The following is a 26,899-nucleotide window of genomic DNA, read 5'->3' on the forward strand; positions in this document are numbered from 1 at the left end:
TCGACATAATACTCGCCTAGATACTCGCGGGCGTTCAGATGCCCGGGGTCGACCGATAGCGCTGCGGTGTAAAACGAGAGCGCGGTTTCAAAATGCCCCTGCTTTCGATTGGCAAAGCCGAGATAGGTCAGGACATCGGGATTCGGTCCAACAGCCGTGAGCACAGCCTGAAGTTCAGCTTTGGCGCCGTCAAAGTCGCCCAGATTGATGCGGCGGACGGCGCTAAGATAGGAGCCATCAGCCGACGCCAGTTGCAAAGTCTCGCCATACGCGCTGACATCGCCGGGTCCACTTTCAGGGCTTGTTCTTGCAGCTTCGATCCGGGCCAGCGCCGCATCGATGTCTGCAGAGGCCGCACACGATCCGGCACACGCGGTCTTTGCGGCAACGAGTTCTGCCAATTGCTGATCTGCTTTTTCAATGTCGCCGAGCTGAATGTAAGCAGCACCAAGACGGGACCTTGCATCATGCAAATCAGGATTGAGCCTAACTGCATTCTTGAGGGCGCGAACGGCTGGTTTCCATTCCGCTTGCTCAAGGTGGGATATACCGAGCAAGTAGTGTGAATTTGCGTCTGTCTTTGCTACGCCGACCACGCGCTTGAATGCCCGCTCCGCCTTCTCAAAATCGCCGGCCTGCAAGAACTTCAGACCAGCCTGGTACTCAATCACCGGGTCGTAGCTGGGCCCTGTCGCGCTAGGCAGGGAGGAGCCCCCCCCCCCGCCTCCTGCGGCGAACCCGGGACCCGAAAAAACGCAAACTGCGACTGCGGCGATGAGAGTACGGAAGGTCATAAGCGCAACTCCGTTTAGTTATCGCAGCTTACTTTCAAGCTGCCCTCACTAGCAAGCCAGGAGCCGGTCCGGTCAATCTTTTGTGATCGATAGGGTGGTTTCAAAGGTCGGCGTCACCTAGTCGGGAATTGCCCCAAGAATTTCGGATCAGCGATAGCTTGCGGACCGATTTTTAGATTAGAGCGAATGTGGCAATAGGGCCAGGTTAGCTCCCGCCGTCAAACTCCGGAACTGACCGGATCCATCCGATCGGGTCATTCGGCCGCCTCACGGGAACCATGCCGGACTTCGCCGAATTGCGGCGCCCCCTGTCTTCGGTGCCGACATCGTGTATCGTTTCTTCGATGGTTGAGCGTCTAGATAAAACAAGCGGAGAACGCGACGGGACGGCCGCCAAGGCCGAGTTGAGTTTTCGTGAAGTAACTGCCGAGACGTGGCCCGACTTCGAAAAACTGTTTGAGAGTCGCGGCGGACCGAAAAGTTGCTGGTGCATGGTATGGCGGAGCAGCGGCGCTGAGTCACCCTCAACCGACGGCGCCAGCCGCAAGGCCGCAATGAAGCAGCGGATCCATACGGGTGGGCCTGTCGGCATTCTCGGTTATGCTGGCGAAGTGCCGGTTGCCTGGTGCTCAATTGCGCCTCGCGATACCTACCGAACAACCATGGCAGGCATGCAGCCTGGCGACGCCAAAGAGCAAGTCTGGTCAGTTGTTTGCTTCTTCGTGGCGCGTTCGGCTCGCGGCCAACGTGGTTTCAACAGCCTCCTGGAAGCAGCCGAGGCCCTTGCTAAATCGCACGGCGCGACGGTGTTGGAAGGCTATCCCGTCGATGAAGACTCTCCGAGCTATCGTTTCGGCGGATTTGTGGGCTCCTTCGAGAAGACAGGATTCGAACGGATCGGGCGCGCCGGCACTCGTCGGTACATTGTGCGCAAGAGGCTCGCTTGAAACGGTCCGTTGGGGCCAGGTCCGCTACGATCGTCAGATTCCGGACCGGCAGCGTCAGTTCAAACCAGTCGCTGGGAAGCCACGCCGCCGCTCGACGGAATCTCGCCGGAAGTGGTCATAGGCCGCCTGTCGCCGAATGACGGATTGTGAGCAAATTCTCGACTTAGATGCGGGACCAATTTGGGCTCAGGTCACTGCGGTTCCACGATGCAGATCGTCGGCGCTGGTGTCAGCGCGGTGGCACCGCAATCGACGCTCCTTGCGTTGCAGTACCGCGGCGCAACATTGGACGATATGCACCTATCCGACGAGCATCCTCCCAGATTGGTGCGCATGGTGCGCTGACGTCGGGGACAGATGGCTTGAAGGTCAAAGGGATTGGAAGGTGGGTTATTCAGTTCCGTTCCGCCTGCGCCTCCCACAGGTTCGCGCGCTGGCGCAGGGTGTTGATACTCTCTACCCCCGGCACGTCTTCGCACACATCGCGCGTGGCGTCTGACCACTCGGCGAGGAGAAGCTGATCGGCGTCGATTTCGCGTTGTTCAAATGCCCGACCTTTGGCACCAAGAAGGTTAGTGCAGGCCTCCCGCTGAAGTGTTGCCCAGTCTTGAGCGAGGCGGCGCACATCCCAGACTATGGCGGTCCGGTCCTCGCTCGCCGTGACAATGCGCTTGCCATCCGTCGAGAACTTCGCGTCTCGTACTCGGTTTTCGAATCCGCTGAATGTGGCAAGATGCTTTCCATCGGCAGCGTTCCAGATCCTAGCTGTTCGATCCTCACTTGCAGTAACAACGAGATGCCTGTCTGGTGAAAATGCCGCGCTCAAGACACTTCCGTCATGCCCGGTGAGGGTGGCAACAAGGCGTCCGCTAACCGCGTCCCAGATCTTTGCGGTCTTATCCTGACTCGTTGTCACCACGCGCCGACTATCATTTGAATAAGCGGCACTTAATACTTGGTCTCCATGGCCGCTGAGTGTTGCTACGAGGCGTCCGTTGCTAGCGCTCCAAACTTTCGCCGTTTCGTCATCGCTTGCAGTGACAATGCGGCTACCATCCGGGGAGTACGCTGCACTTTTTACGCCCAGTTCGTGTCCTTTAAGGAGCAACGCTAGACGCCCGTTACTTGCTTCCCAGACACTAACCATTCCGGATTCGTTCGCAGTGGCGATGCGTTGCCCATCTGGCGAGAACGCGACTCCATTTACCGTCCATGACTGATCATCGCCGCTAAGCTTGGCGACGAAGCTTCCGTCAGTTGCATTCCGTACGCTGACGGTCTCCTCTCCTCCGCGCCAAATTGCGACGATGCGTTGCCCGTCTGGTGAGAAGGTGACGCTATGCAATCCGTTATCGCTAGGGCCTCCGTCATTGCGCTCTTTAAATGCTGTGACCAATTCCCCATTGAAAGTGTCCCAAACCTCGACGGCATTGCCCCTAGATCTAGTAGCCACCAATGCACCATTCGGCGAGAGTGCCACCAATTTTATTGGCTTCCCGTTCCCGCGAAGGGTGGACACCAGGCGCCCGTCGCCAACATCCCAGACGCTGGCGGTGAGTTCATCGCTAGTTAATACAAAATGTTGACCGTCAGATGATATAATCGGTGCTTTCATTCCTCCTTTGTTTCCGGTCAGATTGACGAGCCGTCGTCCAGAAAGTTCCTCCCAGACTTTTGCCGAATTGTCCTTGCTAGCCGTAACAATTCGCTTGCTATCTGGCGAGAAAGCGGCGCTGAAGACTTCATATTCATGCCCACGGAGGCTGGAGACAAGGTGCCCATCGACGGCGCTCCAGACCTTGGCAGTTTTATCGAGACTAGCGGTAACGATCAGCGCGCCATCCGGTGAAAACGCTGCGCCAGAAATTGCTGATTTATGCCCGCTGAGAGTCGCAACAAGGCTCCCATCGCTTGCGTCCCAGATTTTGGCGGTCTGATCGTTGCTTGCGGTGACAATGCGTCGCCCGTCAGGGGAGAACTCTGCGCTTAGTACTGCGTCTTGATGGCCGGCCAGAGTGACGACTAAGAGTCCGTCGTCTGGGGCCCAGACTGCGGCCGTTCCATCACGGCTTGCGGTGACTAAGAACCGTCCGTCCAATGAGTATTTCGCAACAATCACTGGCTCGCTATGTCCGCGGAAAGTGGAGACCAAATTGCCGTCGTCTGCGTTCCAGACTTTTGCGGTCCCGTCCTCACTTGCGGTAACAATATGCCGACCGTCCGGAGAGAAAGCTGCGCTAAGCACCGCAAAATCATGGCCGTCAAGAGAGGCAATCAAGCGTCCGTTGCTTGCGTCCCAGACTTTTGCCGTTCCGTCTTTACTGGCAGTCACAATCCGCCGTCCATCAGGCGAGTACGCTGATTCGTAGACGTCGCCTGTATGTCCATCAAGGGTGGCGACAAGGATGCCATTTTCAGCGTCCCAAACAATAGCTTTCTTATCCATACTCGCGGTCACTACGCGCCGGCCGTCAGGCGAGAATGCTGCTCCGAACACAAAGCCCAAGTGTCCACCCAAGGTAACGATATGGCGCCCGTCAGCAACGTTCCAGATTTTGGCGCCTTCACCGAAGGGCACCGTCACGATCTGAGTACCGTCAGGCGAGAAGCTCGCCGCTACAACCTCGCCGTCATGCATAAGCGGAGGTGCGCTTTCGCCCGCTTCGTGCATCGCCGCGCCAAGCACAGCTTGGTAAAGCCCCTCATTTTCTGGTGAAAGTCGCATTCCAGCCAAAGCATAACGTGCTGCGGCGAGATACTGACCTGCTTCAATTTTTTCCCAGGCTTGGGTGGCGAAGAGGCGGTGCAGAGTATTGCGCGCCCGTTCAGCGTTGGCGCTGGCGAAGCCTTCTTGACGTTCGGCTTCGCGGGCGGCGACGATGGCTTTGGCGGTTTCGGCGTCAGCGCGTTCGCGTTCGGCGACTTCCGCCACTCGGGCAGAACGTTCCGCTGCGGCGTTCGCCACGGCCTCAGCTTCGCTTTTCAGCGCCCGCTGTTCATTCTGCATTGCCTGTTCTCCACGCACCTGCGCTAGCCAGCCGAGCCCGCCCGCCGCGACCGCGAGCCCTGCGAACACCAAAGCCGCTGCGCTTAAGGCTGCTACCAGAAAGCGCTGTCGCCGCCGTTCGCGCCGCGCTAACGCGTCGAGATCCACGCCCAAAAGCCCGGCGATCAACTTCAACCGCCCGCCTTCACGCCCGTCGCCCACCAATTGACCGTTCGGCAATTTGATCTCGCGCAGGTCCGCCGCCAGGATGCCTTTGCCGCGCAGGGCCGGCGGAAAGCACTCGGCTTCGGGATCGCCGCAGTCCGGGCTCCCCGCACCGATCACTGGGAAGATCCGATCCTCTCGCCCTAGCCGCAGGAACGTCTCCACCTCCTGATTGACCCAGAAGCTCTTCGCCGAAGCGGGAGTGCAAAGCACGATCAGTCGCTCGCTAGCCTCAAGTGCGGCCTCCAGTTCCTCTGTGACATGGCCGCCGGAGCCGAGATCGGCGCGGTCGCGAAAAATCTTGTGCAGTTTGTCCGGTATCGGGCCGAGCTTGCCTTCAACCCCTATTAGCCCTTTCGGCGTGCGGTAGCGGTCGAGCTGGGCCCAGAGCCAGTTGGCGATTTTGTCGTCAACTCGCCCATAGCTAAAGAATGCCCGGTAATATGCCATGCTACCGTCTCCCTATACGGCGAGAATTTAACGAGCGGATCGTGACGTGTCACGTTTGAGCGCTTGCGGCTTCTGGCCTGCTTAGAAATTGGGGGGGGCATTGTCTGGGCGTCGCAGGCCCCTCCTGGCGGAGAACTACCCAAGGCGGGATCAACCCGCTCAGCGCTGGGCGTAGGGTTTCCGGCGGTGACCTGACACTGGTCAGAGCGATTGGCAGCGGCAGGTTTGGGCCAGGTCGGCTCCGATGACCGATCTCGGCATCCGGCAGGGTCGCCTCAGTCCAGTCATCCGGCTGCGTCCTCGCCGCCAGGCCGGACATCGCCGGAACTGGACATTCCGTCCACGGTTGGGCCGCTGCGTGCTTTCAATTTTCGCTGATCTGCCGATTGAATGTTTAGAAGCAGGACACTTCGATTTGCTGCTTCCTGGATCGTTCTGCAGCGCGGAGAATGGCATGAGACAAGGAGAACAGGAATACTGGCCAGTTGAGAAGTACCCAAAAAGCTGCAAGCCGACCACCAAGCGAGCTTGATACTTTATCTGCAGTAACAGCCGCCAAAGTGAAATAGAATGAAGCGAAAACTGCTACAGCGCCGCGTGCAATTTCATTTGCCGCCTCTGGTTTCATCAGTGGGGCGAAAAATCCCCAAAAGACAAAACTCCCGCTAAAGCCAGTAAACGCTATAGCCCAGACGACCTGAGCCCGTGCTTTCAGGCCGAACACATCTAGTTCGATCGCTACTGCAACGAGCCATAGGGCGTGTAGCCATGCCATTAGATTGGCTGCAGCTCCCAGGCACCGATCCGATGGCCAAGACATCACTACGAAACAGAACGCATAAACGGCCGCCCCGCTTAATAGCAGTATGCTGAGCATCAGAACATGATTGACAAGCCAGTTTACTTTCATCGCCCCTCCAGCGTGGCTCACCAAATCTGTCAACCGGATTTCGTCAAATCTGGGACATGATACTTTGCTAGCGCCATCGCCGAGCGTATCGGCTTTCGGTTCACGTTGAAACAGTTTTGGTCGTCGCCAGCGCGTGAGAGTCAAAGGTCGCCCGGAGCCTGAGAGTTTCTGCGGGATGACCTGATTGACCTGAACCTCTGGGCAGCGAGGCGTCCGTGATGGATGAGCGGCCGGGTCAAAAGGGCCAGGTCGGCTCAGATCGTCAGGGTACTCGACCGGCAGGGTCGATCCAATCGTGCCGTCTGGCGGCCTCACCGCCACCAGGCCGGGGTTCGCCGAAAGCAGTCATTGGAGAAGCATCGCAGCGCGCGTTTTCTCAACCGTCAAAGGTGAGATGATCCCCCGCCTGACAATTGTTCAAGCGAACCGAGCAAGCTCTGTATCCGCAGGTGCCGAATTGAGATCTGCGGTCTGCGCAGCCCCGTGCACGCAATCCGCCGCCGTTACGGATACTCCGCCACGCAACCTCTGCCACCATCACTTGAGGTCGCGCGGCAGCCACTCATGCCTGTTTCCTTGGAGCCGTTGAGCGCGTTCCAGTTGGTCGTGAAATCCGATTCAGACATACAGCCGCGATACTTCTCCAATATCTTCAAACTTTCCGTGCCAAAGAAGATCGAGAACTTGTACAGGTCGCGCGTTCCCCACTGCGGCTGGACCGGATAGCGCGCGTTGAAGCCTTCCAATTCGTTGTTGAATGCAGCAAAAGCTTGGCTAGGGCTGCCGGTACACGCAGCGGATTGCACAGTGGCGGACCGGGTACCACCTTTCACGAACAGGTCGTTCCAGCCATCCGGGTTTGTGATACGCAACCTATCCGGCCCTTCCATCCGGATTGTGGCCTGCATGCCGTCCGAAAACGTGTGAACATAAACGCCCGGGCTTTGAACCCGGAAGAGTTGTGTTCCCTCAGCCTGTCCGGGCGCGCGCGGTCCGGCAGCCACGATGGAGATGCCCTCGAGCTTAAAATCGACTTCTACACGGTTGCCAGTGCTTTCGCCGACCCAGACGCCGGTGAAGTCCACCGTGCCAGTAAAGGTTTCGGCCGACGGACTGGAGCGGGACGTGGATGCGGCGCCGCCGCCGGACAGTCTGTCCGTGGCCTTGATGGCGAAAGGGCTGTCCGGGAAGCGCTTGATGAGTTCGCGCCAGGCGGACTTGGCTTTGGCCATATCGCCCTTCTCGGCCCACTCGTCGCCAAGGGCATAGAGGGCGCCGGGATTCTTTTCGCTGGAGAGCTGGGCGGCGAAGGCGGCCGCTTCCGCAGCGGCTTTCTCGGCCGCTTCCTCTTGAGGGGACTTGGGAGTGGGCGGCACCTGACCTTTGGCCACCTTTGGTCCGGCGACGATCAGCTTCCCGTCCTTCCACAATTCCTTCCGTGAACTGAAGTCCGGATATGTCGCCAGCATCATGCCGTCCGGCTGATTGTCCTTGAAGGTTCCTTCCAGAACGGGTGCATTGCCGGTCCCGTCAGACTTGAGCTGGTACCCATCGCCTTCGAGACGGCCGGACTTGAAATTTCCACCTGCCCAGGAGGCATCCGGCGTGCGTGCGATCCCGCCGCCGCCAATGGCGTCATCAATCAGGATGCCGGCCCTGATGCGACCCGTGGAGTCGATCTGCACGCCATTGCCGGACAGCTGTTTCGACGCATTGCGCGCGCCGGTGCCCTCAAACCAGCGGACCGTGCCGTCTTTGTCCCAGTTGAGGGAGCCGGATGGCTTTCCGTCCACCGGCGGCTCCATGCTGATCTGAGCCGCATTTGTCCGGTCATAGGACGGCAGGCGCGCACCTTCATAGTAAGGCCGCGCACTTGCATTCGTGCTTTTCACCCCGGAGGTTTGCGGAACTTCGGAACGATTCAGAGCTTCAAGCACATCCATATTGTCGGGCGTACTGCGCCCGCTGAGTGCGCCGCCGAGATTGGAGAAGAAGTCCTTCACCTTGCAGGCCGAGGTCATCGCTTTCTGGGTGAGCCGGCAGCCGACATGCGCCGAGCAGAGCTCCTGCTGCACCATTTCGTCGGCGGTGTAGTTGCGCGGATCGCAGTTGGCGTCATAGCCGCTGGCTTGTGCCAGCGCCGGACTGGCCAGCAGGCCAAACAGGCTGGCAAACACAAGGGCGCGGCCGGTTTTCGCAAGTTGTCGATCATTGCCCATCACTGCGCGCCCCCAGCTGCGACCTTGTCCTTCAGCCTTGCTTCAAGCGCAGCTTCAAGAGGCGCGTAGCGGGCAAAGATTTCCTGGTTTGCGGCGGCACGGGCGGCTCGGCTGCCTGCCATTATGGATTGGACTTCCGCAAAATCTTTGCCGAGCGCTTCCTTCAGAAGTTTGCCGCACTCGAATGACGAGCCGTCCTGACTGACCGCACAAGCCTTTAACCAAACAGGTGGAAAGTCACCGTGATACTCCCCCTGCAGAACTTCACTGCGAACAAGGACGAGCTTTTCAGCGGTCTTCCTGCGACAGGACTTTTTGATTTCCCCGCTGAAAGCTTCAAATAATGGCCAGCCGTGACCCGAACAAAAATTCAGCATGTCTAGGGCATGTATTAGCGTTTGCCGGCCCACACCTGCAGAATCCGTATACTCGAGCGAAAGTGAGCTCAAATGCTGGGACAGGAAATCTGGCTCAGAAAAAAATGTCCCGCCAAGGTCACGACTTAAGTCGAACATTTTGACTGTTTTGGCGCTAGGGTCGTGAAACGCCGTGCCACTAAAAAAGGCAACGTCATGTCGTTCCGCGCGAAGCTCTTCGGCGGCAGGAACGGGCACGCCGTACATCATCTTTTGTGGCAGAAAAACTGAATCGCGGACCTTCAGGTAGGCTTCACCATGCGCAAGTCCGAACCGGCAAGCGCCGAACCATTCGCGTTCGCTCCAGAATGTCTTATGAACCTGAAAGAGCTTCTCTCGCGGCGCAAAGACAACAGCCGAGCAATCCCCCGTCCCGATGGGCACGAGTCGTTCGCCCGGGCGCAGCGGCAGGTCGATGCCGAGGAGGGTCGGCACTTTCTCCGGCGGCGGCAGTGTGAACGCCTGAGCGTGGGCGTGAAGGGAGGCGGGGACCATGGCCGCTGCCAGGACAGCAAATCTAAGAATGCCAAACAACTTGGCCAGCCGAACGCGGCGCACCTCAGACGTCATTTTTCTCTTCCCCCGGCCGCAGGATTTCGCCTGCCAGATTGCTGAAGTCTACATAGAACTGAATGGGCGGCAAGTGAGGGGGAGCGGCACTGCATGGAGGCAAGGGTGCGCGGGACCGCCGGCAGTCAAAAGCGCGTTCCGTGCTCCCAAGCCCCCGAAAAGCTCGGGTACATTCGGTTCTTGAGCGTCGCAAATGGGCCAAACCCAGTCGATACGAGCTTCAATCTCCAATGTCTCTTTCTGGGCCCGTTTCTGCCGATCGAGCGCTTGAGCGCACGCGACAATATCGGCCGCATCCAGCCGGTTCGACCCAACCGCTGCATAACCAAGGCGCCTCATCGCCTACATCCGCTCTGGCACCGCAATACCCAGCAGACCAAGTCCCGTCTCCAGCTGGTGACGCACAGCGTCGGCCAGGGCCAGACGGCTCGCGCGGTTGCCTGCGTCCGCTTCTGCCGCAATCGGCAGCGCCGCATAGAACGCGCTGAACGCCTGCGCGAGGCTGTAGAGATGCTCGCAAAGAATGTGCGGCATCCGCTTCTCGCGCGCGCCGAGCAGCGCCGCGCCGAAGCCGTCGAGCTGCAGCACAAGCGCGCGCTCTGTATCTTCAGTCACTGCTACTTTTCCCGGCGCATGACCCGCTTCCGCCGCCTTGCGCAGTACGGATTTCACCCGCACCGCTGCATACATCAGGTAGGGCCCGGTCTTGCCCTCGAAGCTCGTAAAGCGCTCAAGGTCGAACACATAATTCGTCGTGCGCGTGTTCATCAGGTCCGAGAAACGCAGCGCCGCTACCGCGACCTTCTTCGCCACATCGGCGCGTTCTTCCGCGCCCATATCCGCCGGCAGGTTCGCGGCGACAAGTTTCTTGTCCGCCTCTTCCAGCGCCATCGCCTGCAGGTCCGCGAGCCGCAGCACGCCGCCCTCGCGCGTCTTGAACGGCTTGCCATCCGTGCCGTTCACCGTGCCGAAGCCGATATGCTCCAGCCGGCTTTCCTCGATCAAGCCCAGCATGTCAGCCGCGCGGTAGACCTGCTCGAAGTGCAGCGCCTGACGCTGGTCCACTACGTACAGCATCCGCTCCGGCTTGGGGCTTAGGTTTTCCATCCGGTCGAGGATCGTGGCGAGATCCGTCGTGTGATAGCCTGTGCCGCCGCGGCTGTTGACCAGCATCACCGGCGGGATTTCCTTCTTGTCGCTTTCTTTCGCCACGCGGACGATCCATGCCCCGTCGCTCTTTTCGGCAAGGCCCGCCGCCTTGAACCGCTCCACGAGACCCGGGATCAGGTCGTCTACATCGCTCTCACCCTTCCACAGGTCGAACGAGACGTTGAGAAAGCCATAGTCCTTCTTGAGCGCCTCCACCGACACCTCGATGAAGTGGCGCAGCAGCGCGCGGTACCCTGCCCGGCCCGCCTGCATTTCTGCGACCGCCTTCTGCGAGCGCTCGTTGCGCGCCTCGTCGGCCTTGGCCTTGTTGCTGGCCTGCGGATAGAGCCGCCCTAGGTCACCGATCGTGACCGGCGCCTCCTTTGGATACGGCCCCGTGAACGCGGCATCAAAATAGACCAGCCCCGGTTGCTCGTCCTCAAGCTCGGTGACGAGGTGGCCCATCTGCAGGCCCCAGTCGCCGAGATGCACGTCCGAGATCACCGTATCGCCGGCAAAGCGCAGCATGCGCTGCAGCGTGTCGCCGATCACCGCCGAGCGCAGGTGCCCAACATGCATGGGCTTCGCCACGTTCGCGCCGCCGAAGTCGATCACGGTCACAGCCGCATCCGCCGCCTTCTCCGCCCCCGCCATCGCATCGCCGCGCACAGCGTCGGCCCGCAAGGACAGCGCCGCCTCCGAAACGCGCAAGTTGATGAACCCTGGCCCCGCGACCTCGGCCGACAGCACCAGGGGATGCGCCTTCAGCGCCGCAGCAATCTCCACCGCAATCTCGCGCGGGTTGCGCCCGGCCGACTTGGCCGCCGCCATCGCGCCATTGCACTGGAAATCCGCAAGCTCCGGCTTGTCGCTCCGGCGCACTTCGCCGAAACGTGCCTCCAGGCCCACGGCTTCGAACGCGGCGCCCGCGGCGGCCGACAGCTCCCTAGCCAGGCTCGCCATGGATTATTTCGCCGCGTCGAGGCGGAAGCGGCTGCCGGATCGGTTGAATTCGATCTGCTCGGGCGTCAGTTCAAAGCCCACGATCACCTCGAAGTTCACGCCCGAGATCGACTCGTCGGCGCGCGGGATGACAATCTTGTTCACCAGCTCCGACGTGCCTGTCACCAGGCCCCTCTCGAACTCGGCGCGCGTATTGAAGTATTCCTTCGCCAGCACCTTCCCGTTGCGGCGGGTCACCGCCACGAAATACCGGTAGTCATGCGCATTCGCCGTCGCCGCTGGGCCCTTGCCGAAGGCAAACTCCACCTCGATCTCGGCCTCCAGCGGGGTCTCCTTGAAATACCGGCAATACAGCCGGACATTCGTGATCTCGCCGGTATAAGCGATGTCGGAGTAAAGCTGCCCGCCGCCATCCTGGAACTTCACATACCGGGCCGCGTCGTGAATCGACCCCGCCACCGGGCACGGGCCCGCGTTCGGCGTGTCATCCAGCTGCTGCGCGAGGCGCGTACTGCAGCCCGCAAGGACCAGAGCGAGGAAAAGAGGAGCAAATTTCAGCATGCGTCGGCGTTTCCGTCTTGGCCAAGTGTAAAGGCCGGTCCATGTAATAGCCCGCTCGTGTTAAATGCCTTGGCGCCCGCACGCAACTTACCTGGCGCAGGAGATTTCAGCCCCCCATGACGCCCGCCCAGCCCCCCGGACGCCCCCTCACCCTCCGCCTGGCCGCCCCCCGGGGCTTCTGCGCCGGGGTCGACCGGGCCATCCAGATCGTGGAGGAATCCCTCGCCAAGTGGGGCGCCCCCGTCTACGTGCGCCACGAGATCGTCCACAACCGCCATGTGGTGGAGCGCCTGGAGGCCCTCGGCGCCGTCTTCGTCGAGGAGCTGGACGAGTGCCCGGACGACCGCCCGGTCATCTTCTCGGCCCACGGCGTGCCCAAATCGGTGCCCGCTGAGGCGAGCCGCCGCAACATGATCTACCTGGACGCCACCTGCCCCCTCGTCTCCAAGGTCCACATCGAGGCCGAGCGCCACTACCAGAACCAGCGCGAGATCGTCCTCATCGGCCATGCCGGCCACCCCGAAGTGATCGGCACGATGGGCCAGCTCCCCGAAGGCACCGTCACGCTCATCGAAACCGTGGAAGACGTGGCCTCCTACGCCCCGAAAAACCCGGCCAACCTCGCCTTCCTCACGCAGACGACTCTCAGCGTGGACGACACTGCCGAAATCGTCGCCGCCCTGCAGGCGCGCTTTCCAGGAATTTCCACGCCGCACAAGGAAGACATCTGCTACGCCACCACCAACCGCCAGGAAGCCGTCAAGGTCCTCGCCCCCGGCGCGGGCCTCGTTCTGGTGATCGGTGCACGGACGAGTTCAAACTCCGTCCGCCTCGTCGAGGTCGCCCTGCGCGCCGGCGCTGCGAGCGCGCAGCTCATCGCCTCCGCCGACGACATCGACTGGTCCTGGTTCGACGGCGTCTCGACCCTGGGGCTCACCGCTGGCGCAAGCGCCCCCGAAGACCTGGTCCAGGGCGTCATCGACGCCTGCCGCGCCCGCTTCGACGTGAAGATGGAAACCGTGAAGACGGCCGACGAAACCGTGACGTTCAAACTGCCACGGGTGTTGGTGGGGTGAACCCGTCGTAAGCGCCAAGTATAGTTGGCCAACGAAGCACCGAAACTCAGGCTGCACATTCAAAGACCGATAAGCGCGTGCGCGGCGTCCGCCCGGCGCTCTGGTCCGGCCTCGAGCCAGACCCCGGCTAGGGCCTCACCAGATCCCGCTCGTCACCCCCGCCATCATCCCGGCGCCCAGTTCGCGGCATTTTGCCAGCGTCGGCAGCGCCAAACTCTTGCGCGCCAGAATTGTCTCCGTGGTCTGAGCATCCGTATTCACGATCATCGGCGGCTGCACTTCCCGGAGGCGCCAGCCCGTCGCAATCCGCGCCAGCTGCCGCGCCGCATTCGCCCCGTCCGATCCCGCCGCAATCATCTGCGCATAGGGCCGTCCTTCGGCCCGCCCCAGAACAGGATAATAGCACCGGTCAAAAAACTCCTTCATCTCCCCGCTGAGGCTCGCAAGGTTCTCGGGCGCCGCAAACAGGTACCCGCTTGCCGCCAGCACATCCTCGGCTTGCGCCTCGCCCGCCCGAAGCAGCCGCGCCTCGCCTTCCCCGCGCGCGCCCTCATACGCCGCCCGCGCCATCGCCTCCGCCGCCCCGGTCCGCGAATGCCAGATGATCAGAAGCTGTTTCATTGCAAGCATCCTAAACACGTGCTCCGCGCCGTGCTATGCTTCCCCCGGCGGTGGGGAGGCCGCATGACATGCTGACGAACGCCAAAGCCATCACCTTCGTTCTCACACCGGACCATAAGCGCGCGAGCGCATGGTACCAAGACGTGCTCGGCCTAACCCACCTCTCCACCGACGATTTCGCCGCCGTGTTCGATCTCGCCGGCACCACGCTGCGCCTTACGACCGTGCCGGGCCACACCGCGGGCGCCCACACCGTGCTCGGCTGGGCCGTGCCGGACATCCGCGCCGCCATCGCCGCCCTGAAGGCGAAGGGCGTCGAATTCCTCGTCTATCCCGGCTTCGGCCAGGACGGCGATGGCGTCTGGTCTGCGCCCGGCGGGATGGTGAAAGTCTGCTGGTTCAACGATCCGGATGGCAACAATCTGAGCCTCACCCAGATGCCGTGAGCCCGCTTCTTCAGGCGCCGCTCGCCCGCCAGGCCTTGTACCGCTTTGTCAGTTTCTGCGTTTTCATCTGGTCACGGATCACGGTGAGAAGCGGCGAGGCTTTCCAGGCGGCGGGCTTACCGCTAGCCGCAAGGTTCAGTTGCCGCTTGGCCAGCGCCATAGTCGCCATGCCCGCCATCGTGCGGTTTTTCCACGTTACTTCCGGCAGGTTCACCTCGGTCATCCTGCCGGCCCGCCACTGGTTCGGCAAGTCCGGCACATAGGCCATCGCCCGGCCGATCCCCAGCACTTCCACGCCGAAACCCTTGGCATCCTTGGTCAGCGCCGCTTCGGCCGTCGCCAGGCGGTATATCCCGCCCGTCACCATGATCGGCACGCTCGTCACTTCGGCAATCTGGCGCGCGAAATCGATAAAGTAGGCTTCGCGTTTGGAAGTCGACGTATCATCCGTCTGCCCCTGCATCGCCGGGCTTTCATAGTTTCCGCCGGACAGTTCAAGAAGGTCCAGGCCTAGCGTGTTCAATTGCCCCGCCACCCATTTTGCATCTTCGAAGTCAAACCCGCCCTTCTGGAAATCCGCCGAGTTGAGCTTCACCGAAACACAAAAGCCGCGGCTGACTTTGGCGCGCACAGCCTTCACCGCCTCCAGCAGGAAACGCGCGCGGTTCTCACGGCTGCCGCCCCACTGGTCGGTGCGTTTGTTGACGAGCGGCGAGAGGAACTGGCTGATCAGATAGCCGTGCGCGGCATGCACCTGCACGCCGGTGAAGCCTGCCTCTTCTGCGAGGGCGGCGGTGGTTGCGAACCGGGCAATTATCTCGCGGATCTCGCTCTCTTCGAGCGCGCGTGGCTGCGCCAGCAGTTTGGAGTGCTGCCCCAGGTCCACCGGCACAGGAGAAGGCGCGACCGCCTGCTCCCCCATTGCGGCGAACATTTGCCGGCCGGGGTGATTGATCTGCATGAAGAGGTGGCCGCCCGCTGGCTTGCCAGCCTTCGCCCATTCGCGGAACGGAGCGAGGTCGCTGCCCGCCTGAAGCACGACGCCGCCAGGGCCGGTCATTGCGGCGGGGCTGACCATCACGTTGCCGGTCAGCACGAGGCCGACGCCGCCTTTTGCCCAGGCCTGATAGAGGCTGAACAGGTCCTTGCCCGGCACCTGACCGGGCGCGGAGAGGTTCTCCTCGAGAGCCGCCTTGCAGAGGCGGTTCGGCAGTACGGCCCCGTTGGGCAGGGTCAGAGGCGCAAAAAGCGGCGAAGAAGACATGGAATCAGACCTCGGTTGAATGGCGGACGCAGCTGGCCTAAACCTTAAACCATGGTTGAAGGTCAAGGCAGATGAAAATCGGCGAGCTCTCTGAACGCACCGGCCTGCCCGCTTCGCGCATCCGGTATTATGAAACCAACGGTTTGATCCCAGCGGCCGACCGCGCACCCAACGGCTACCGGGACTATGACGTTGCAACGATCGAGCGCCTCCGGATGATTGATCTTGCCAAGTCGCTCGGTTTTTCGCTTGAGGAAATCTCGGCGCTCATGGCCTCCAGCCCCGGCACGCGGCCAAGCTGCGAGACCGTCTCGGCGGCGCTGGAGCAAAAGCTCGGCGCCATCAACGCGCATATGAAAGCGCTACGGGACACGCGCCGGCGCGTCGAATCCGCCATCCGTTACTTCAAGGAGAATCCCGGACCGGACAATCATGCCGATGTCAGCCGGATCCGGTTCTAGGGCGCGCTGCTCCGTCCCATGGAAACCCCGCCCGCCCTTTGTCATAAGCCGCCCATGAGCTTTCGCGTCGCCGCCTTCTACAAGTTCTTCCGATTCCCGGACTATACCGAGCGCCGCGCGGCGCTTGCGCAGCGCTTCTGCAATCTCGGCATCAAAGGCTCGGTGCTGATTGCGGAGGAAGGCGTCAACGGTACAATCGCCGGCAGCGCGGAGAGCGTGGAGGCGGCGCTCGCCACCTTGCGCGCCCTGCCCGGTGCAGAAACGCTGGAGGCAAAGTTTTCCGAAGCGGACGCGATGCCTTTCCCGCGCCTCAAGGTACGGCTGAAGCGCGAGATTGTGACCATGGGCGTGCCGGGCACCGATCCCAATGCGCTGGTCGGCACTTATGTGAAACCGGAAGACTGGAATGCGCTGATCTCCAATCCGGATGTGGTTCTGATCGACACGCGCAACGAATATGAAGTGTCGATCGGTACCTTCGAAGGCGCGATTGATCCGAAGACGGAGAGTTTCCGGGAATTCCCGGCATGGTTTCGGGACTTCCGCACGCGCCTCGAAACCGAGGGGCGCACGCCGAAGATCGCCATGTTCTGCACCGGCGGCATCCGATGCGAGAAGGCGACCAGCTTCGTTAAGGCCGAAGGCATAGAGGATGTCTTCCATCTGCAGGGCGGCATCCTGAAATACCTCGAAACAGTGCCGGAGCCGGAGACGAAGTGGCACGGCGAATGCTATGTGTTTGACGAGCGCGTGTCTGTTCGCCATGACCTGACGCAAGGCGAACATGTTTTGTGTCATGCCTGCGGGCGGCCTGTATCAGCTGAGAGCCGTCAGTCAGCTGACTATGTGGAAGGCATCTCCTGCCCGGCCTGTATCGGTGAGATGACGGACGCCCAGCGTGCGCGCTTTGCCGAGCGCCAGCGCCAGATCGAACTGGCCCGCACCCGAGGCGAGCGCCATATGGCGCCAAAGGCAGAAGACGCGTGAGCGCGCCTGCGCCCATCCTCTATTCCTTTCGCCGGTGTCCCTATGCCATGCGCGCCCGGCTCGCTCTCGCCGCAAGCGGCCTGCCCGTCCGCGTGCGCGAAGTTGTGCTGCGCGACAAGCCGCCGGAAATGCTCGCCGCAAGCCCAAAGGCAACCGTTCCCGTCCTTGTGCTGACGGATGGACGCGTGATCGACGAGAGCCTTGACGTGATGCACTGGGCCCTCGCGCAGAATGATCCGGAGGGCTGGCTGCGCGCCGACGCGGCAGAGACCGCACGCCTCATCCGGCAGAATGACGGCCCGTTCAAACGCGCCCTCGACCGCTACAAATATCCGGAACGCCACGCAGAGCCGAAAGGCAACGCGCGCGATGCCGGATTGGAAATTCTTGCCGGCCTTTCGGCGCACCTTGAAGACAATGGCGGACAACTCTTCGGCGCCCTTCCGACGCTGGCCGACTTTGCCATCTTCCCCTTCGTGCGCCAGTTTGCAGCGACGGATACGGACTTCTGGACGGCCAAAGCGCCCGCCGTCTTGCGGCGCTGGCTGACGGAACACAACGAAAGCCCACGCTTTGCTGCCATCATGGCCAAGCTGCCGCGCTGGCAGGCGGGCGATACCGAGCTCTTTCTCACTCCGGTGTGATCGCCGCGCGCACATCCGCCAGCGGGAAGAGCGGGCCGGGATCGAGATTGCGCCGAAGGGGCACGCCGCCGCACTCGGGCTGCATGCGGTCATCCAGGGCAGCGTGGGTGACCAGGGCTTCGGGCCGCAGGCCATAGCGCGCTGCGATGTCGGCCACGAGGGCGGAGAGGGCGGCAAGCTGCGGCTGCGGGAACGGCTCGAGCCCATCGCCGCGGTTGACCAGTTCGATGCCGATCGAGCGCCGGTTCACCTGAGACATGATCCCGCCGAAGCTGACATGCCCGGCCGTGCGCAGCTCGGGCCGCTGCTGGGCGATATCGCCGTCACGCCCGATCACATAATGGATGCTCTTGCCGCTTTCGCCGAGGAACCAGTCGCGCCAGAACACCGCGCTGCCATTGGCGGGGGTGAAGTAGACTGCGCCGTCCCGGCAGGTGGGTCCGCCGATGGAATGCACGACGATGAGGTCGATATCGGCAGCTTCGCGGGCCTCCCCGCCGTGCGGGAAATCGCCCGGCAAGCGGTCGATTGTCAGCGGACCAGCCGGCGGTTGGGAGGGCTGTGGGGCTGGAGCGTCTGGCGCGGCAGGCACGGCGATGTCCGGGAGGTCTGCTCCGGTCGCCGCATCCGGCAGCGCAGCGCAGCCGGCGAGCCAGAAGGCCGCCAGTCCACCAGAAAGCCATGCTGCGCGCATCTCACCTCACTTTGCCCCGCGCAGGACCCTGCCCGGCAATTCCGGCAGGATTATTGCGGGCGGGCAATCGCCCGGCGCCGCCCCTTTTGCCCCCTTGCAAAATCCGGCACCGCGCGTAAAAGCGCCACTTCCCGGCCAGGACGCCTCGCGGCGCCCCCGGCAAAGGATGGTATCGGAGTGTGGCTCAGCCTGGTAGAGCACTAGCTTCGGGAGCTAGGGGTCGGAGGTTCGAATCCTCTCACTCCGACCATCTTTCCCGCCCCTTCCGGACCGCTCCGAACTCAGGGTGAAAACTGATAGCCATGCAGGGTCATGTTGATCGTCTGGCCGGGCGCCAGCGGCTTCCATGTTCCGCACCATCCCGGCGCATTGCAGCGCCAGAGTTCCGTGAACGGAAACATCGGGATGGTGTCGGGCGGAAAGTGCAGGTTCGGCGGCGCCCGGTCCAGCCTGGCCCATCGCGCAACGGTCGCGGGGCGCACGACCAGCCGGTCGGTCCAGCCATCTGTGAGGCTGAGGACTGACATAGTCACCCGGCCGGGCCGGCGTTCGATCGTCCAGCGCACACGGTGGCCTGCGAGATCCTTGCGGACTGAGCGCATGCGAAAACCGCCATCGCCATTGTGCAGGTTGTATTCGAGGCGCCCGTCCATGTACTCGAAGTCGAACTCGTGACCGCTCTCGGCGCTGCCTTCGGAATAGAGCCAGAGCGGCGCGTAGACGACACCGGGCCACACTTCGGAGATCGTGGCCTCGACCACATACTTTCCCTGGGTCTTGGCCAGTTGCCGCTCGCCCTCCCACTTGATGGCAGAGCCCCAGCTTTGCGTCAGCTTCTGTACGATCGACCCGTCCGGCTGCGGCTCGACTGCGTCGAACCGGAACTCGAAGCCGGGCGGGAACTTCCTCGGCTGGTGGCCCTCCAGCGGATGATAGACCTGGGTGTAGTTGCGATATTCGACGGAAGACGGCGGAAAAGGCGTCAGCTCGATCTTGCCGCGATTGGCAGCGCAACCGACGAGCACGGCGAAGACCATCAGGCACACTGGCAAAAGGCTGCGCTTGTTCAGGTGCATTCTGGGCCCGTCTGCTTATCGGCTCAAGTTTCCGCTTCCTGCACCTTCACCGCATTTCCTTGCGGATGACCAGCTTCAAACCGGACCAGACCGCATCGACCGCGCAGACTTTCACGTCAACGAAGCCCATCGGCAGCGCCCGGGCGCGAATCACGTCCTCGGTAATGTCGGTAGCCACCTTCGCCGCCCTCTTGGGCCAGGAGACCCAGACCATACCATCAGGGGCGAGCAGCGGGCGAAGCGTCGCGAGGTCTGCATCCAGCTCTGCCGCAGCCGTGTGGAACAGAAGCGCCGCCGCGAGACCTTTCACCGGGCGTGCCACAAAGCGGGGGCTTGCGGCCACTCCGATTTCGGTGCGCACACTGCCTGGCAGATTGCACGCCCAGACGGGCAAGCCATCGGTGAACCCGAGCTTCTTCGCGAGCGGTGTGCCTGAGTATCCGGCTGGCAAGAGCCCTCCTCCGGCCAGCCGCCCGGCTCAGCCCTTCAGGGCCGCACGCACAGCTTCCAGGGCCTCATCGGCCTTACTGGCGTCCGATCCGCCGGCCTGCGCCATGTCGGGGCGCCCACCGCCGCCGGCACCGCCCATGGCCGCCGCCGCGACCTTCACGAGGTCGACAGCCGAATGCGTGGCGGTGAGATCCTTGGTGACGCCGACCGCGATGCCGGCCTTGCCGCCTTCGATGCCGACGAACACGACCACGCCCGAGCCGATGGTGGCTTTCGCCTCCTCCACGAGCGGGCGCAGGTCCTTGCTGCCGACGCCGTCCGCGACGCGGGCGATCAGGTTGACGCCATTGATCACTTCCGGGCCGGAGGCGCCGCCACCGCCGCCCATCGCCAGCTTGCGCTTGGCATCGTTGAGCTCGCGCTCCAGCGTGCGGCGTTCTTCAGTCAGCGCGGCGACGCGCCGCGGCAGATCCTTCAGCGGGACTTTCAGGCTCTTGGCGACATCCGCCGCGATCTGGGCGCGGCCCTTGAGATAGTTCAGCGCTTCGGCGCCGGTGGCCGCCTCGATCCGGCGCACACCCGCAGCCACGCCGCCTTCCGAGAGGATCGCGAACACGGCAATATCGCCGCTGCGCGACACGTGCGTGCCGCCGCACAGCTCGACTGAGTAGGACCGGCCACCATCGCCGGGCTCCCCCATCGACAGCACACGGACTTCATCGCCATACTTCTCGCCAAACAGCGCCAGCGCGCCAGCCTCGATGGCCTTCTCGGGACTCGTCACCTTGATGCCGGTCTCGATGTTAGCGCGGATCTGGGCGTTGACTTCGTCCTCCACCGCTTCGATCTCGGCCGGCGTCATCGGCGCGCCGTGCGAGAAGTCGAACCTGAACCGGTCGGCCTCGACCAGCGAGCCTTTCTGCGTGACATGGGCGCCGAGCACCTTGCGCAGCGCGGCGTGCATCAGGTGCGTCGCCGAATGGTTCGCCATCACCTGCTTGCGGCGGACCGCGTCAACTCTCAGCTGCCCCTTCGCACCGAGCTTCGCGTTGCCGGACACGAGTTCGCCGATATGGACATGCAGGTCGCCGGCGCGCTTCTGCACGTCGCGCACGATGAAGCGCGCGCCTCCGTCGAAGATGATCTCGCCGTGGTCGCCTGCCTGGCCACCGGACTCGGCGTAGAAGGGCGTCGTGTCGAACACGAGCTCGGCCTCGCCCGGGAGAAGCTCCGGGGCCAGCACGCCGCCGACTGCAATAGCGACCAGTTTGCCGTCTCCGGAGGTTGCGCCATAGCCGGCAAACTTCGTGGCGCCGGTTTTTGCACGCGCCTCGAACCAGATTTCTTCGGTCGCCCGGTCACCCGAGGAGAAGCCGGCGGCGCGGCTCGCATCGCGCTGCACATCGAGCGCGGCTTCGAAGCCGGCAACGTCGACTTCAAGGCCGCGGCCCCGCAGGATGTCCTGCGTCAGATCAAGCGGGAAGCCGTAAGTGTCCGACAGTTTGAAGGCGACATCGCCGGGCAGCGCGGCGCCCGGCTTGAGGTCAAGCAGCGCCTTGTCGAGCAGCGCGAGGCCATTGCCCAGCGTGCGCTGGAAGCGGGCCTCTTCCTGCTCAATGGCAGCTTCGATGGCAACCTGAGCGCGGCCGAGTTCCGGATAGGCCTTGCCCATCTCGGCGACCAGCGCGGGGACGAGCTTGTGCATCAGCGGCTCGCGCGCGCCGAGCATATGGCCGTGACGCATGGCGCGGCGCATGATCCGGCGCAGCACATAGCCGCGCCCTTCGTTTGACGGCAGCACGCCGTCCGCCACGAGGAAGGCAGACGTGCGCAGGTGGTCGGCGATGACGCGGAAGGAAGGCGCCTTGTCGCCTGCTGCCTTCTGGCCATAGACGGCCTCTTCGGCATTGATCAGCGTACGGAAGAGATCGATGTCGTAGTTGTTGTGCTGGCCTTGCAGCACGGCGGCGATGCGCTCGAGACCCATGCCCGTGTCGATCGACGGTTTGGGGAGGCTTGTGCGCTTGCCACCTTCGTGCTGTTCGAACTGCATGAAGACGAGGTTCCAGACCTCGATGAACCGGTCACCGTCCTGGTCGGCGCTGCCCGGCGGGCCGCCCGCAACCTTGTCGCCATGGTCGAAGAAGATTTCCGAACAGGGGCCGCAAGGGCCGGTGTCGCCCATCGACCAGAAATTGTCGCTTGTGGCGATGCGGATGATCTTCGAATCGTCGAAGCCGGCGACCTTCTTCCAAATACTGGCAGCCTCTTCGTCTTCGGCATAGACCGTGACCAGCAGGCGTTTGGGGTCGAGCCCGTAATCTTTCGTGATCAGCTCCCAGGCGAGGCGGATCGCGTCATCTTTGAAATAATCGCCGAAGGAGAAATTCCCCAGCATTTCGAAGAAGGTGTGGTGGCGGGCGGTATAGCCGACATTGTCGAGGTCATTGTGCTTGCCGCCGGCGCGCACGCACTTCTGCGAGGTGGTGGCACGGGGCGCAAACGGCACCTCGGCTCCGGTGAAGATGTTCTTGAACGGCACCATGCCGGCATTCACGAACAGCAGGGTCGGGTCGTTCTGCGGCACCAGCGGCGCAGACGCCCGGCGCGTATGGCCGTTCTTCTCAAAAAAGCTGAGGAACGTTTCGCGGATCTCGTTAACGCCTTGCATGTTTCGCTTCTGGTCCTTGCCAAATCTGGAACGGTTCTCGGGCCCGCCTTAGCCGAGGCGCGCACAGGATTACAGAGGCGATATAAAGGCCCCTTTGCAGCACGCCAAGACAAGGCGCGCCGCAAAGGGGACTCTTCCGGCCCGGAGATCGATAGGCCGGAAGCTTACCGGACCGGCCCCGCGCAGGTTCCATCCTGCGCGCCGGTCTGGCCAGCGGCCTCCTGTGTTACGGCAGGAAACCGCGAAACCGTTGTCCCTTTCTCACCCGCCAGGATCAACCTTCGGCGGCGTCGGGCGCTTCGTCATCCTCGGACGCATTCATCCCGGCTGCAAGGAGTTCTTCTGCAAGAAGACCTGCATTCCGGCGGATTGCATCCTCGATCTCGTTGGCGATCGGGACATTGTCCTTGAGGAACTGGCGGGCCTTTTCACGGCCCTGACCGATGCGCTCGCCGTTATAGGAGTACCAGGAGCCCGATTTCTCGACGACATTGGCCTTAACACCCAGATCGATCAGCTCGCCGGTCTTGGAAATGCCCTCGCCATAGAGGATGTCGAACTCGACCTGCCGGAATGGCGGGGCGACCTTGTTCTTGACCACCTTGACGCGCGTCTGGTTGCCGATCACCTCCTCGCGTTCCTTGATCTGGCCGATGCGGCGGATATCGAGGCGCACAGAAGCGTAGAATTTCAGGGCGTTACCGCCCGTCGTGGTCTCGGGGTTGCCGAACATCACGCCGATCTTCATGCGGATCTGGTTGATGAAGATCACCATGCATTTCGACTTGGAGATCGACCCCGTGAGCTTGCGCAGGGCCTGGCTCATCAGACGGGCCTGAAGGCCGGGCAGCGAATCGCCCATCTCGCCTTCAAGTTCCGCGCGCGGGGTGAGAGCCGCAACCGAGTCGATGACCAGAAGGTCGACGGCGCCGGAGCGCACCAACGTATCGGCAATCTCGAGTGCCTGCTCACCCGAATCGGGCTGCGAAATCAGCAGGTCGTCCAAGTCGATGCCCAGCTTGCCGGCATAGACGGGGTCCAACGCGTGTTCGGCGTCGATAAAAGCGCACACGCCGCCATTGCGCTGGGCTTCGGCCACGCAGTGCAGCGAAAGGGTCGTCTTGCCCGAGCTTTCCGGCCCGAAAATCTCGATGATCCGGCCTTTCGGCAGGCCGCCAATACCAAGGGCAATGTCCAGACCCAGCGAACCGGTAGAAATCGCCTCGATATCCATCGATTTCTTGTCGCCGAGGCGCATCACGGAGCCCTTGCCGAAGGAACGCTCGATGTTGCCGAGCGCCGTTTCGAGGGCTTTTTGCTTATCCACGCCAGTTTCCTTCTGCACGATCGCCAGAGCAGGTTTGGTCATTGAGTCGTCTCCTTAGGTCTACCATGGGGGTCGGTTTGGCAAGGCCCCCGATTGCCGTGCTGGAACCGGGTGTACACTATTTGTTCCGGAGAACAAAGAGGAAACTTTTTGGTACTGTCTCAGTTTGAATTTTTTGGATCGATCTCGGGGGTTAGCCCGTGACTCTTCAGATAGTCGAACAGTCCGGCGGACAGCGCTTGAGCGCCCGCAATTGGCATAACCAAGCGCCCAACCGTAACCCACTTGGCGGCGCCCTTGTCGCCATTGTCAAACCTTAAGGAGGTAAGCTGTATGGATACGTTCCCGTTCTTGTGCGCAAAGAATAGTGCAGTATCTGCGTACAATTCGAGCCCCAACAAATTCTCGACAACCGGAGGAATACCCTCTGGCTGGCCCGTCGCAGCTTCAACTTCCTTTTTGTCAGTCATGAAAAATTCTCCTGGTGAGAAGGTGTGGATGTCTGAGGATGGCGGTCAGACTTGGCGCCCTCTCGGCGCCTCACGCTGACTTCTTTTTGTAGGGACCGCGCGGCTTCGGTGGCGGTGCAGCGGTGTCAATCTTTCCGACAATCCAAGTCATGTCGTGCTGCTTGTCCGTCAGGCCAGCGGCCATTGCCGGTGTCATGCCGAGCGTCTGATGCTTCCGGCAGAAGTTGTAGTGCATGAAGTACAGCGCCAGCGCGTACAGGTGCTGCTCATACTTTTTCGAGTGTGCATTTGTCAGGCGCGTGAACCGGCGCATACCCATCCGCATAGAGAGGTTCTGGCGCTCGACGTAGGACGTTGAAGCCTTGCGCAGATCAGGCTTACCGCACTCTGCGTCCTTCTTCACGCCAACACATTCCAGCGGGGCGTAGTGCTTGTGACCTGATTTCACGTTGGCATAGATTTTGACGATTGAGGCATGGTCAATCATGCCGCGAAAAACCTTTTTGATCGTGGGCGCGTAGGCGGAGTGACCATCCGTGTCGATCTGGATGCGATCTGCGAGACGGCCAGACAGATCCGACAGAAATGCTTCTGCGCTGACAGCGGTGCGAGTGCCTGCAAGATAGGACACGATCAGTTTGGAGTCGGCATCGATAGCCGTCCACGTCCACACGTCGCCGTGTTCAGCGGTGAAGTTTTTGGCGGCGCCTTTGTTGCGCTCTTTCGTGTGAATGAATGACCAGATTTCATCGCACTCGACGCGCTTGGAATTGACGCCGCGCACCAGTTCGTCATGGGCCAGCAGGCAAGCCTCGCCAGCGTCCACGAGCAGCTTGGCGACCGTGTTGATGGAGACGCCAGCAATGCGGCTGATGGAGCGCATGGAAGAGCCCTCCACCATCATCTGAAGGATCAGCGCGCGCTTTTCGAGGGGAAGGACATTTGCCATGCCCTTTTGATATGAACTTTTATCCTTAGCGTCAAGCATTTTGCTGGCATCCATAAAATTATGCTTGCATAATTAGCATTAATGGCGGATATGCCTGCTTAACCTAATTTTGCTGGCATAGGAAGCTGTTATGGATGACGGGATTGAACACAAAGGAAAGGCAAAGGGCGGCGCGGCGCGTATGGCGTTGCTCACAACCGAGCAGCGAAAGGCTCAGGCAAAAAAGGGCGCTGCTGCTCGTTGGTCGGGAGAAGTAAAGCAGGCAACCCACGGATCTGAAGACCACCCCCTTCGCATCGGTAATATTGATATTGCCTGCTACGTGCTCGATGACGGTCGGCGCGTTCTCCAGCAATCGGGTCTGATTGGGGCGCTAAACATGTCCCATGGTGGCAGCTACAGCAAAGGTGGGGACCGCCTTGCGAAATTTACTGCGCAGGGTCGCCTAAAACCTTTTGTTTCCAGTGAGTTGATCGACCGGACCGCTGAACCAATTCGCTTCCGCACCACGTCGGGAAGCCTAGCATACGGGTATGAGGCAACCGTACTTGCGGACATTTGTGAAGCAGTGTTGGCCGCACGAAGTGCAGGGGTATTGCAAAAGCAACAGGAACACATTGCGCGACAGGCGGAAATTCTCGTGCGCGGGTTCGCGCGCATAGGCATTATTGCGCTTGTTGATGAAGCAACCGGCTACCAGCGGGATCGCGCCAAGGATGCGCTGGCAAGGTTGTTGGAGGCTTGGGTGGCGAAAGAGCTGCAAACATGGGTGCAAACATTTCCACCGGAATTTTATGAACACATGTTTCGTCTTCGGGGATTGGATTTTTCTCCAGAGTCCGTTCGTAGGCCGCAATACTTCGGCCACCTGACCAACGACATTGTGTACAAAAGGCTGGAAGCGGGTGTCTTGAAAGAACTCAAGCGCGTCACTCCGCGCAACAGTTTAGGGCGTCCAACAGCGCGTTACACTCAAAGTCTGACCAAAAACATCGGGTACCCCAAGCTCAAAGAACATCTCGGTGCAGTGGTTGCGTTTATGCGGATAAGCAAATCGTGGGGCGAGTTCATGAACTTGTTGGATGAGCACTACCCGCGCAAAGGGGAGACGCCGATGCTCCCGATGGATTACGATCAAGAAAAAGATGACGGCAAAGGCCTCTAATCTTTCTTCCACCGCTTCTGAGCAGCCTTCTTAGCAATCTCCGCACGCTTCTCGGGCGTCAGCTTTGACGCCCGAGCCTTGCCGCCCTTGCGGCCCATCTCTGCGGCTGCGCTGGATAGCGACTCGTCATCCTTCGGATCTTCACCCGTCGCCATCCTGGCGATCTTGATGGCGTTGCCGATGACGTCTGCGGGGCGTTTTTCGCCTTTGGGTCCTTTAGGCATGTTTGCCTCCTTTGGTCATGGCTTGGCAGTAGTGAAGCTTGACAGGACCGCCGTCATAAGTGGGGATCGTTGTCATAAACAATCCGCCCACTAGCCTCCAGCCGTCGTTGAGATTGCTTTCTACCGCTACCTCAAACGCTTCCTTTTCGTGGTTCTGGACCACAAAATATTGTGGACGGGCCAT

At 61.5% G+C, this 26,899-nt stretch carries 25 protein-coding genes and 1 tRNA gene; 8 read left to right on the forward strand and 18 right to left on the reverse strand.

Annotated elements, in window-relative coordinates; all coding sequences use genetic code 11:
• Window positions 1–794, reverse strand: a 794-nt coding sequence (locus Q0C17_RS08275; protein WP_291204258.1) for a tetratricopeptide repeat protein, incomplete at its 3' end; no start/stop codon positions are given.
• Between the two features lie 278 nt (window positions 795–1,072).
• On the opposite strand from Q0C17_RS08275, the gene Q0C17_RS08280 reads away from it, so the two are divergent.
• Window positions 1,073–1,741: a GNAT family N-acetyltransferase gene (locus Q0C17_RS08280; RefSeq protein ID WP_291204261.1), complete on the forward strand. Its 669-nt coding sequence runs from the start codon at window positions 1,073–1,075 to the stop codon at window positions 1,739–1,741.
• Between the two features lie 394 nt (window positions 1,742–2,135).
• Here Q0C17_RS08280 and Q0C17_RS08285 read toward each other — a convergent pair whose 3' ends face one another.
• From Q0C17_RS08285 to Q0C17_RS08310, 6 genes are all read right to left on the reverse strand, one after another.
• Window positions 2,136–5,402 (reverse strand): TIR domain-containing protein, encoded by a 3,267-nt coding sequence (locus Q0C17_RS08285; protein ID WP_291204265.1) that lies wholly within the window; start codon window positions 5,400–5,402, stop codon window positions 2,136–2,138.
• A gap of 394 nt (window positions 5,403–5,796) precedes the next feature.
• A complete protein-coding gene (locus Q0C17_RS08290) occupies window positions 5,797–6,312 on the reverse strand; it encodes a hypothetical protein (protein WP_291204268.1) in 516 nt (171 codons plus the stop codon).
• A gap of 503 nt (window positions 6,313–6,815) precedes the next feature.
• The gene (locus Q0C17_RS08295) at window positions 6,816–8,531 is read right to left on the reverse strand and encodes a hypothetical protein (RefSeq protein ID WP_291204270.1); all 1,716 of its coding nucleotides are present in this window, start codon (window positions 8,529–8,531) and stop codon (window positions 6,816–6,818) included.
• Window positions 8,531–9,517: a hypothetical protein gene (locus tag Q0C17_RS08300; protein WP_291204273.1), complete on the reverse strand. Its 987-nt coding sequence runs from the start codon at window positions 9,515–9,517 to the stop codon at window positions 8,531–8,533. The genes Q0C17_RS08295 and Q0C17_RS08300 overlap by 1 nt, the downstream gene beginning before the upstream one ends.
• Window positions 9,518–9,859: 342 nt before the next feature.
• The gene (gene argS, locus Q0C17_RS08305) at window positions 9,860–11,629 is read right to left on the reverse strand and encodes an arginine--tRNA ligase (RefSeq protein ID WP_291204276.1); all 1,770 of its coding nucleotides are present in this window, start codon (window positions 11,627–11,629) and stop codon (window positions 9,860–9,862) included.
• Window positions 11,630–11,632: 3 nt separating this feature from the next.
• Window positions 11,633–12,190 (reverse strand): hypothetical protein, encoded by a 558-nt coding sequence (locus Q0C17_RS08310; protein WP_291204285.1) that lies wholly within the window; start codon window positions 12,188–12,190, stop codon window positions 11,633–11,635.
• A gap of 116 nt (window positions 12,191–12,306) precedes the next feature.
• Between Q0C17_RS08310 and ispH the strand changes: the two genes are divergently transcribed.
• Complete coding sequence (ispH, locus tag Q0C17_RS08315; RefSeq protein WP_291204289.1) at window positions 12,307–13,266, forward strand: 4-hydroxy-3-methylbut-2-enyl diphosphate reductase; 960 nt, start codon at window positions 12,307–12,309, stop codon at window positions 13,264–13,266.
• Window positions 13,267–13,401: 135 nt separating this feature from the next.
• On the opposite strand, the gene Q0C17_RS08320 is transcribed toward ispH, so the two are convergent.
• A complete protein-coding gene (locus Q0C17_RS08320) occupies window positions 13,402–13,887 on the reverse strand; it encodes an NAD(P)H-dependent oxidoreductase (protein WP_291204292.1) in 486 nt (161 codons plus the stop codon).
• 68 nt (window positions 13,888–13,955) lie between these two features.
• Here Q0C17_RS08320 and Q0C17_RS08325 point away from each other — a divergent pair, with 68 nt between their 5' ends.
• Window positions 13,956–14,333 (forward strand): VOC family protein, encoded by a 378-nt coding sequence (locus Q0C17_RS08325; RefSeq protein ID WP_291204295.1) that lies wholly within the window; start codon window positions 13,956–13,958, stop codon window positions 14,331–14,333.
• Window positions 14,334–14,343: 10 nt separating this feature from the next.
• Here the strand turns inward: Q0C17_RS08325 and Q0C17_RS08330 are convergent, their stop codons facing one another.
• Complete coding sequence (locus tag Q0C17_RS08330; RefSeq protein ID WP_291204298.1) at window positions 14,344–15,597, reverse strand: NADH:flavin oxidoreductase/NADH oxidase family protein; 1,254 nt, start codon at window positions 15,595–15,597, stop codon at window positions 14,344–14,346.
• Window positions 15,598–15,668: 71 nt separating this feature from the next.
• Here Q0C17_RS08330 and Q0C17_RS08335 point away from each other — a divergent pair, with 71 nt between their 5' ends.
• From Q0C17_RS08335 to Q0C17_RS08345, 3 genes are read left to right on the forward strand one after another with little or no spacing between them, the layout of a single operon-like run.
• Complete coding sequence (locus Q0C17_RS08335) at window positions 15,669–16,058, forward strand: MerR family transcriptional regulator (protein WP_291204301.1); 390 nt, start codon at window positions 15,669–15,671, stop codon at window positions 16,056–16,058.
• Between the two features lie 54 nt (window positions 16,059–16,112).
• Window positions 16,113–17,045 (forward strand): rhodanese-related sulfurtransferase, encoded by a 933-nt coding sequence (locus Q0C17_RS08340; protein ID WP_291204308.1) that lies wholly within the window; start codon window positions 16,113–16,115, stop codon window positions 17,043–17,045.
• The gene (locus tag Q0C17_RS08345; protein ID WP_291204311.1) at window positions 17,042–17,689 is read left to right on the forward strand and encodes a glutathione S-transferase N-terminal domain-containing protein; all 648 of its coding nucleotides are present in this window, start codon (window positions 17,042–17,044) and stop codon (window positions 17,687–17,689) included. Before Q0C17_RS08340 ends, Q0C17_RS08345 begins: the two co-directional genes overlap by 4 nt.
• Here the strand turns inward: Q0C17_RS08345 and Q0C17_RS08350 are convergent.
• A complete protein-coding gene (locus tag Q0C17_RS08350) occupies window positions 17,676–18,383 on the reverse strand; it encodes a peptidoglycan recognition family protein (RefSeq protein WP_291204314.1) in 708 nt (235 codons plus the stop codon). The genes Q0C17_RS08345 and Q0C17_RS08350 overlap by 14 nt on opposite strands.
• 173 nt (window positions 18,384–18,556) lie before the next feature.
• Here Q0C17_RS08350 and Q0C17_RS08355 point away from each other — a divergent pair.
• Window positions 18,557–18,633 (forward strand) — tRNA-Pro (locus tag Q0C17_RS08355).
• Between the two features lie 31 nt (window positions 18,634–18,664).
• On the opposite strand, the gene Q0C17_RS08360 is transcribed toward Q0C17_RS08355, so the two are convergent.
• From Q0C17_RS08360 to Q0C17_RS08385, 6 genes are all read right to left on the reverse strand, one after another.
• Window positions 18,665–19,459: a hypothetical protein gene (locus tag Q0C17_RS08360; RefSeq protein ID WP_291204317.1), complete on the reverse strand. Its 795-nt coding sequence runs from the start codon at window positions 19,457–19,459 to the stop codon at window positions 18,665–18,667.
• Window positions 19,460–19,505: 46 nt separating this feature from the next.
• Window positions 19,506–19,910: a hypothetical protein gene (locus Q0C17_RS08365; protein WP_291204319.1), complete on the reverse strand. Its 405-nt coding sequence runs from the start codon at window positions 19,908–19,910 to the stop codon at window positions 19,506–19,508.
• A 27-nt stretch (window positions 19,911–19,937) separates the two neighbouring features.
• Entirely contained in the window at window positions 19,938–22,580 is a 2,643-nt protein-coding gene (alaS, locus tag Q0C17_RS08370) for an alanine--tRNA ligase (RefSeq protein ID WP_291204322.1), read from the reverse strand.
• A 274-nt stretch (window positions 22,581–22,854) separates the two neighbouring features.
• Window positions 22,855–23,949: a recombinase RecA gene (gene recA / locus Q0C17_RS08375; RefSeq protein WP_291204324.1), complete on the reverse strand. Its 1,095-nt coding sequence runs from the start codon at window positions 23,947–23,949 to the stop codon at window positions 22,855–22,857.
• Window positions 23,950–24,068: 119 nt separating this feature from the next.
• On the reverse strand, window positions 24,069–24,377 hold the full coding sequence (locus tag Q0C17_RS08380) for a hypothetical protein (protein WP_291204327.1): 309 nt from the start codon (window positions 24,375–24,377) through the stop codon (window positions 24,069–24,071).
• Window positions 24,378–24,447: 70 nt separating this feature from the next.
• Complete coding sequence (locus Q0C17_RS08385) at window positions 24,448–25,326, reverse strand: DDE-type integrase/transposase/recombinase (RefSeq protein ID WP_291204330.1); 879 nt, start codon at window positions 25,324–25,326, stop codon at window positions 24,448–24,450.
• A 130-nt stretch (window positions 25,327–25,456) separates the two neighbouring features.
• Here Q0C17_RS08385 and Q0C17_RS08390 point away from each other — a divergent pair, with 130 nt between their 5' ends.
• Window positions 25,457–26,491: a P63C domain-containing protein gene (locus Q0C17_RS08390; protein WP_291204333.1), complete on the forward strand. Its 1,035-nt coding sequence runs from the start codon at window positions 25,457–25,459 to the stop codon at window positions 26,489–26,491.
• Here the strand turns inward: Q0C17_RS08390 and Q0C17_RS08395 are convergent.
• A complete protein-coding gene (locus Q0C17_RS08395; protein ID WP_291204336.1) occupies window positions 26,488–26,715 on the reverse strand; it encodes a hypothetical protein in 228 nt (75 codons plus the stop codon). The two genes, Q0C17_RS08390 and Q0C17_RS08395, sit on opposite strands and share 4 nt — an antisense overlap.
• Window positions 26,708–26,899 carry a hypothetical protein gene (locus Q0C17_RS08400; protein ID WP_291204339.1) on the reverse strand — a complete coding sequence of 64 codons (192 nt, stop codon included), beginning with the start codon at window positions 26,897–26,899 and terminating at the stop codon, window positions 26,708–26,710. The genes Q0C17_RS08395 and Q0C17_RS08400 overlap by 8 nt, the downstream gene beginning before the upstream one ends.

It is taken from the genome of Hyphomonas sp., assembly GCF_022844445.1.
Taxonomy (GTDB): Bacteria; Pseudomonadota; Alphaproteobacteria; order Caulobacterales; family Hyphomonadaceae; genus Hyphomonas.